This window comes from Novosphingobium sp. B-7, assembly GCF_000410615.1.
Classification (GTDB): domain Bacteria; phylum Pseudomonadota; class Alphaproteobacteria; order Sphingomonadales; family Sphingomonadaceae; genus Novosphingobium; species Novosphingobium capsulatum.
Genome location: NZ_APCQ01000188.1, coordinates 1 through 6113, shown reverse-complemented (window position 1 = coordinate 6113; position 6113 = coordinate 1). Strand labels below are relative to the sequence as shown.

The 6113-nt window shown below is 64.8% G+C and carries 8 protein-coding genes, 1 tRNA gene and 1 pseudogene; 5 read left to right on the top strand and 5 right to left on the bottom strand.

Annotation, left to right across the window (positions count from 1 at the left end; translation table 11 throughout):
- Both H926_RS0102025 and H926_RS0102020 read left to right on the top strand, forming a co-directional pair.
- Nucleotides 1-558 (top strand): zinc finger/thioredoxin (locus tag H926_RS0102025; protein WP_022674813.1); only part of this gene is annotated, 558 nt, incomplete at its 5' end.
- Between the two features lie 148 nt (nt 559-706).
- Nucleotides 707-793: transfer RNA gene (locus H926_RS0102020), tRNA-Leu, on the top strand.
- A gap of 122 nt (nt 794-915) precedes the next feature.
- Here H926_RS0102020 and H926_RS0102015 read toward each other — a convergent pair.
- Nucleotides 916-1254, bottom strand: a complete 339-nt coding sequence (locus tag H926_RS0102015; RefSeq protein ID WP_022674812.1) for a GIY-YIG nuclease family protein — start codon at nt 1252-1254, stop codon at nt 916-918.
- A 103-nt stretch (nt 1255-1357) separates the two neighbouring features.
- Between H926_RS0102015 and H926_RS0102010 the strand changes: the two genes are divergently transcribed.
- Both H926_RS0102010 and H926_RS0102005 read left to right on the top strand, forming a co-directional pair.
- Complete coding sequence (locus H926_RS0102010) at nt 1358-1942, top strand: DUF2239 family protein (RefSeq protein ID WP_022674811.1); 585 nt, start codon at nt 1358-1360, stop codon at nt 1940-1942.
- Nucleotides 1939-2391: an ester cyclase gene (locus H926_RS0102005; protein WP_022674810.1), complete on the top strand. Its 453-nt coding sequence runs from the start codon at nt 1939-1941 to the stop codon at nt 2389-2391. The genes H926_RS0102010 and H926_RS0102005 overlap by 4 nt, the downstream gene beginning before the upstream one ends.
- Here the strand turns inward: H926_RS0102005 and H926_RS31455 are convergent.
- A complete protein-coding gene (locus H926_RS31455) occupies nt 2367-2552 on the bottom strand; it encodes an AlpA family transcriptional regulator (RefSeq protein WP_082208960.1) in 186 nt (61 codons plus the stop codon). The genes H926_RS0102005 and H926_RS31455 overlap by 25 nt on opposite strands.
- 448 nt (nt 2553-3000) lie before the next feature.
- Here H926_RS31455 and H926_RS25170 point away from each other — a divergent pair.
- Nucleotides 3001-3575: pseudogene (locus H926_RS25170) on the top strand (HEPN domain-containing protein); the annotation flags it as partial.
- A gap of 49 nt (nt 3576-3624) precedes the next feature.
- Here the strand turns inward: H926_RS25170 and H926_RS0101990 are convergent.
- The 3 genes from H926_RS0101990 to H926_RS0101980 are packed head-to-tail and all read right to left on the bottom strand — an operon-like array spanning nt 3625 to nt 5998.
- Nucleotides 3625-4872 (bottom strand): DUF4010 domain-containing protein, encoded by a 1248-nt coding sequence (locus H926_RS0101990; protein ID WP_022674807.1) that lies wholly within the window; start codon nt 4870-4872, stop codon nt 3625-3627.
- A complete protein-coding gene (locus tag H926_RS0101985) occupies nt 4865-5398 on the bottom strand; it encodes a LuxR family transcriptional regulator (RefSeq protein WP_022674806.1) in 534 nt (177 codons plus the stop codon). The genes H926_RS0101990 and H926_RS0101985 overlap by 8 nt, the downstream gene beginning before the upstream one ends.
- Nucleotides 5399-5407: 9 nt before the next feature.
- Entirely contained in the window at nt 5408-5998 is a 591-nt protein-coding gene (locus H926_RS0101980) for a cytochrome b/b6 domain-containing protein (protein ID WP_022674805.1), read from the bottom strand.
- Nucleotides 5999-6113: the final 115 nt, after the last annotated feature.

The following is a 6113-nucleotide window of genomic DNA, read 5'->3' as shown; positions in this document are numbered from 1 at the left end:
CCAGTCGCGGTGGAGGAGCAAGCGCCCCCGGCGCCCGCCCCACGGGCAGAGCCGCCCCGCGCGCAGGCCCCCACGGCCGAATACGTCTCGCCGGTATCGAGCTTCGAACACCAGCCCCCGTTCCGCCCGCGCCGCAACCCGGCGCGGCTGTGGACGGCCGCGGGCATTACCTTTGCTCTGGCCGTGGCGGCGATGATCGGCCTGGTTTCGTGGCTGGGCCTGCCCGATTGGTTGCCGGTCAACCGGCCCACGTTCGGCAACGGGCGCCCCGATCTGGTGCTTTCGTTCCCGCCCGCGCGGCAGGACCGCCGCACCTTGAGCAACGGCACGGCCTATTTCGGCGCGAGCGGCACCGTCACCAACGTGGGCAAAGACTTGCGCGAAGTGCCGCCGATCCTGATCGTGCTGCGCGACGCGCAGAACCGCATCGTCTATACCTGGGACGTCGCCCCGCCCAAGGACAAGCTGCGCCCGGGCGAAAGCGTGACGATCAACGAGGCGGTAACCGACGTTCCCAAGAGCGCGCGCTCGGCCGAAATCGGCTGGAAACCGGAATAGGCATGCAGGCCCCCGCCACACGCAGGGGCCGCAACTACCGGCTGGGGATAAAAAAGTGCAACCGCCCTGTTGCAGCCCCCCCAAACCCCTGCTAGGGGCGCGCTCCTACCCCGACGGGATGTGCCTTTGGCCAGCCCGTATGCGATATGCGGTCGTGGCGGAATTGGTAGACGCGCAACGTTGAGGTCGTTGTGGGCGAAAGCCCGTGGAAGTTCGAGTCTTCTCGACCGCACCAGCACCCCTCCCAGGGTTGCTCAGGAAATCGCCAAATGGCTGAAAACAGCCATTTCTTGCCTCACCGAACTTCAGCAGGCAAATTTCGCGCGCAAGCAGCTGCCGATGGCGCTGCACGCGCCGCTAGATCCGCGCGCCGCCGAGCTGCTCCAGCCAGTGCAGGTGAAGGTTCCTGAGCGCCGTGCGGCGTGGATAGCCAGGATCGTCTTCGTCGCGCAGATGCGCGATTACGGAAAAGATAAAGGCGGCGCTGCCATGCGCGTTCCAGGCTTCCTGCAGCGCGCGGTGCGGATTGGCGCCTTGGCGCAGCGTGAACCACAGGCGGTTCTCGATGGTGGAAAGGTCCGGGGCGCTGCCGATCCACACCTCATCGCTTGACACGCAGCGGATGGCATAGATGCCTGCCGCGATCTCGCGCTCCTTGTAGGCCGCGACGGCCGCCTTCCGCGTGGTCTCTGTCATGTCCTGCCTTTCGTGATGCGCGCTTCCTGTACGACCGCTGGGCCGCGCACGCAATTATATCCGGGTATATTGTGCAATAAAATTATCCGGCTATAAAAGCTCCATGACCAATGAACTCTCCCTGCAGTGCACCGCCTTTGCTGGCCCGCGCAAACTGGCCCAAGGCGCACTGATCGACGTGGCCCTGGCCGTGAAGACCGCAGAAACCCGGGAAATGGACGCTGTCCTGGTATTCGACGATGCCACCGGACGCGTCCTCGATCTCGACTTGCGTGGCACCACGGCAGAGATCGTCGCGCGGCTGGCCCGGCCGGGCGGCGCCGAGGTGGAGCCGGTGCGCGGGCGCGGGCGCGGGCGGCCAAAGCTTGGCGTCGTGCCGCGCGAGGTGACGCTGTTGCCGCGTCATTGGGAATGGCTGGCGCAGCAGCCCGGTGGTGCCTCGGGCGCGCTGCGCCGGCTGGTCGACGAAGCACGGCGGGCTGATCAGGGGCGAACCGAGCGCAAGAGCGCGCAGCAGCGTGCCTACACGTTCCTGTTCGCCTTGGCAGGCGATCTGCCCGGCTATGAAGAGGCGATCCGCGCGCTGTTTGCCGACGACGGCGACGCGTTCGCGGCCAGGATGGCGGCTTGGCCGCAGGATATTCGCGATCACGCGCTGATGCTGGCCAGCGGGCAGGCCGCGGCATGATGCGCAGCGGCCTGCGCAAGCAGCGCCTCGCGGCCTTCATTCAAGCGGTCTGGGACGAAGGGCGGGTGGATGTGGCCGATGACTACATCGCCGAAGTCTACACCATCCACCACGATCCCGGCGATCCGTGGCACGGCCAGACGCTCGATCGCACGGGTTTCAAGGACCGTGTGCGGCAGTCGCGCGCGGCTTTTCCGGATCAGCGCTTTGCCACCCAGGGGCTGTTTGCCGATAGCAACAGCGTGGTGATGACCTGGCTGTGGCGCGGCACGCATGCGGCCGATCTGCCGGGCTATCCAGCCACGGGCCAGACGATCCACATGTCTGGCGCGACGGTCTACATGTTTGACGCGGACGATCGCCTGACTGGCCATTGGCAGATCACTGACCGGCTTGGCGTCTACCAGCAATTGCAAAGCGGGCGTCAGGAAGCGTCGCCTGTCTCATAGAACATGGGATTGTGCATCCATTCACGGATGGCGGTTTCCCGCCAGCCGGTGCAGCGGGTGGCGATGCGCACCTGTCTGGGAAACGTGCCAGCCTGAATCTTGCGGTAGAGAGTAGCGCGAGTCAGGCGAGTGCGATCGAGCACGGCATTCAGACGCAGGATGCGGTCCGGAGGCGGTCGGTCATGCCTTGGTCTTCCTGTGCTGTGGTAGTTTTCTTGCTCCTTCGCTGTGAGATTTGCCGGTCTGTGGTCGGCGTCAAGAGTGCTGAAAGCGGTGCCAATGCGCTGAGTCTACGCCTGATTACGCCAGAGCCGCCGATGTGACGCCAGGGTGAGAAAAGAAATTTTGAGGCTCGTGCAGATTGAGTCTCAGGCCGTCTCGGCCTGACCGGGCTCTCCTTCCGCTGCGCTCCAGCCGAGCCGGCGCTGCCGTCTCGTCGGCATGGCCGGTACGATCGCTGGCACGGGGCCCGGCCGGTTTGGCCGGTCGTGTCGGTCCGCCTCTGGCTCCCCTCCAATTGTCGCCGCGCTGTTGATGCGCGGCGGCGTCTGCCTCGGCTCCGAGGTGACGGGGGGCGTCACGGCCCTGTAGCCCCGCCGCGACGGGGGGCAGGAGGTGAACGATGGGCTGGCCCACGGGCGCTATTTCTTCATGGACGTGGCCCGTAATGGCATCGCGCTTTACCAGAGCGAGGATACCGAACTGCACCAGCCCAAGCCGAAGACGCCGCATGCCGCGCTGGCCATGGCGAAGGAGTATTTTGAGGAGTGGATGCCCGGCGCGGTTGCGTTCAACGAGGGCACCAAATCTACATCGGTAAACAGCGCCTTAAAGAAGCAGCTTTTTCCCTGCATCAGGCGACGGAAAGCTTATACCACTGAGTCCTTCTAGTGGTAACGTTCTACATCCCGCACGTTCGCAATCTCGCGTTCCTGCGCACCCAGGCCGAACAGCTGGGCGTCCGGCCGGTCCACGTCTAGCCCAGTGACAACCGCAAGCAGCGGGCGATGTCAGAGAAGCTCAAAAAAGCCTACGTCAAGGCGCGCTACAGCAAGCACGACAGGATCACCGAAGAGGAACTAGCCTAGCTTGGCGAGCAGGTCGAGGAACTCGGTCGTGTGGTCCATGCCATTTGTTCCGAGCGCATCGCGCAGCTGGAGGCGACGGCACGGCAAGCCGGGTGACTATCGGACCGCAGGCATTTTGCCCGCACCGATGCCCATCATCGCGGTTCTAAAGGATCTGCAAAGCTGTGAGCCCTGCTAGCCAGGATGCAACGACAATGCCGGCCTGCGCGGGAATGACCCGTGTTGCAAAGGCTTTCGTTCCCGCCGTGGCCGCAAACAGCATCTTGGCGACGCTGCTGGTGGTGCATGCGATCAGGACCGGCACGATGGCTTGGGCTGGCGTGATTGCCCGCTCACCCACCAGCGTGGCGATGGAAATAACGGCCGCATGGACGTCGAGCACGCCGCCGATGGCGGCGGCAGCAACCATCCCCATGGTCCCGAACCATGCCTGCATCGCGGCCACCAGGATCAGCATTCCCGCCAGCATCGCGGCAAACACCAGCGCGATCATAACATTGAAAGAGCGGCTGAACGTGGGTGGTTCTGCCGACGTTTCGCGCCATGCGGCCAGCATGAACCAACCGCCGGACACGGCGGCGGCCAAGCCGGCGGCGGCAACGGACGCGGCCGTTGCCAGAAATGCGCGGTGATCGGTGAGGTTGATGACCACCGCCATCTGCACATAATTGGCCACCGTTGACAGCACCGCCGCCGCCACGCCGGCAGCCAGGGAGGCTGGATTGGCGCGCACCCAGGCGCCCATCGCGCCGATCGTGGCCGAGCTGGAAATGAAGCCCGACACCAGCCCCAGCATCGGCACGCCCAATCGTGCGCCGAGAAGCCGCGTGGCGATTTGCCCTACGGCATTGATGCCTAGGATCATGATGACCACCAGCCAGATGGCATGGGGGTTGAGGGCGGCAAATGGTCCCATCGGGCGATCAGGCAGCATAGGCAGAACGATCAGCGTTGCGCCCGCGATCAGCAGCACGTCTGCCACTTCATCGGCCGTCACCATCTGCCCCACAAAGCGATGCAATGGTTCGCGTGCCGCGAGAATGATGGTGATGAGCACCGCCGCAGCGCCAGCCAGATCGGGTGCGCTGACCGAAAGCGCGCCGAGCAGGGGCGTGGCGATCAGTGCGATTTCCGTGGTGATGCCGGGATCGGCAGAGGCGCGACGCTGCCAGTTGCTGAACAGCGCCAGCGCGGTGATGCAGGCGAGGACGACGCCACTCATCCAACCCCACGGCGTCAACGCGCTGGCACAACCCATCACACTGGCAATCGTGAAGGAGCGCAGCCCGGCTGAAGACGGGCGCTGGGCTTTGCGCCGCTCCCGCTCCGCGCCGATCAGCAGGCCAATGCCCAACGCGATCAGCAGGTGGTGAAGCAAGCCGATATCAGCCATGGTCACCCCGGCCTTCCAGCGCTGTGGCGGGATCGATCAGTTCGTCCATGAACAGCGCGATGAGACCGGTTTGCGATGTGGTGCCCGCCTTTGCGTAGATTCGCGTCAACTGGGCTCTAACGGTTCCCTGCGCCGACCCGCGCAGGCCCGCGATCTCGGCAACATCGAGCCCCTTGATGGCGAACAGCGCCACATCGGCCTCGGCTGCAGTCAAATGCCATTCGGCAAAACGGGCACGGATCAAGGCGCCCATTGCCCCGCGCGCAGCGGCGAGCAGCGCCTGATCCTGTCGCGCCCGTTCGATCAGCGAACGCACATGGATGGCGCCCACTACCACGCCGGCCGCCAGCGCCAGCGTCGCTCCCAATTCGATCGACAGGTGCCAGCCCAGCCCGGCTTCGGCGATGTCACCCGCCACATCGAGCGCGAAGAACATCGCCGCCAGCACCTGACACCCGAGCACCACCGTCAGGATCAGCGCTTTGCGTTCGAGTGATCTGGCCAGAGATCCGGCGGTGCCTTGCATGGAGCTGGTTTACCGCCGACCAGGCAGCATGGCCAGCACCAGCCCGCGCCCGGAGCGCCGCGTTTCAAACATGACCCCGCCCAGATGCAAGACGATCAGCACATAGAGCAGATTGACGGCGGTCTCGTGCGTCTCGGCCAGCGGGCTTTCCTCGCCTTCGCGCTCATCCTCGTCAGGTGATGCGGCTTGCTCGACAGCATGATCTGGATACGTCGCCGCCTTGGGCGGCAGGCCAGCCATGGCGATGCCGCTGGCGATGACAAGGCCAAGCGTCGCCCAGATGGTATAGACCATCAAGGCGCCCAGCGGATTGTGCGACGGTTGTTCGTGGACTTGGCCAGCCCTGATCTCGCGAATATGGGCCATCGCCCGCCGCAGGCTGGGCGGAAAAGCCGAGAACCGCGCTTCGCGTGGCCCAACTATTCCCCACAGCAGCCGGAGCGCCAGCATTCCGGCAAGCGCATAGCCAACCCAGATATGCGGCCACGACCCGCCTTCGGTGAAGACGCCATTGGCCAGCAGTGCCGCCACGATGCTCCAGTGGGTCAGCTTGACCACCGGGTCCCAGTTGCGCGTTGGTTTCGGGAGGGCAATCGTCATGTGGAAACTCCTGAACGGGTGCGAAGATTGCCAATCTTCACAACCAGGTTCGGGAGTGCCATTGCAGCCCTGCTTATTCAGGGTGTCGTAAGCGTGTAGCGCGACAAACTGGATG

What these genes read in the sequence shown, in the direction of transcription:
- H926_RS0102015 (WP_022674812.1), bottom strand. Translation starts at nt 1,254, where the DNA reads ATGACAGAGACCACGCGGAAGGCGGCCGTCGCGGCCTACAAGGAGCGC.
- H926_RS0102010 (WP_022674811.1), top strand. Translation starts at nt 1,358, where the DNA reads ATGACCAATGAACTCTCCCTGCAGTGCACCGCCTTTGCTGGCCCGCGC.
- H926_RS0102005 (WP_022674810.1), top strand. Translation starts at nt 1,939, where the DNA reads ATGATGCGCAGCGGCCTGCGCAAGCAGCGCCTCGCGGCCTTCATTCAA.
- H926_RS0101990 (WP_022674807.1), bottom strand. Translation starts at nt 4,872, where the DNA reads ATGGCTGATATCGGCTTGCTTCACCACCTGCTGATCGCGTTGGGCATT.
- H926_RS0101985 (WP_022674806.1), bottom strand. Translation starts at nt 5,398, where the DNA reads ATGCAAGGCACCGCCGGATCTCTGGCCAGATCACTCGAACGCAAAGCG.
- H926_RS0101980 (WP_022674805.1), bottom strand. Translation starts at nt 5,998, where the DNA reads ATGACGATTGCCCTCCCGAAACCAACGCGCAACTGGGACCCGGTGGTC.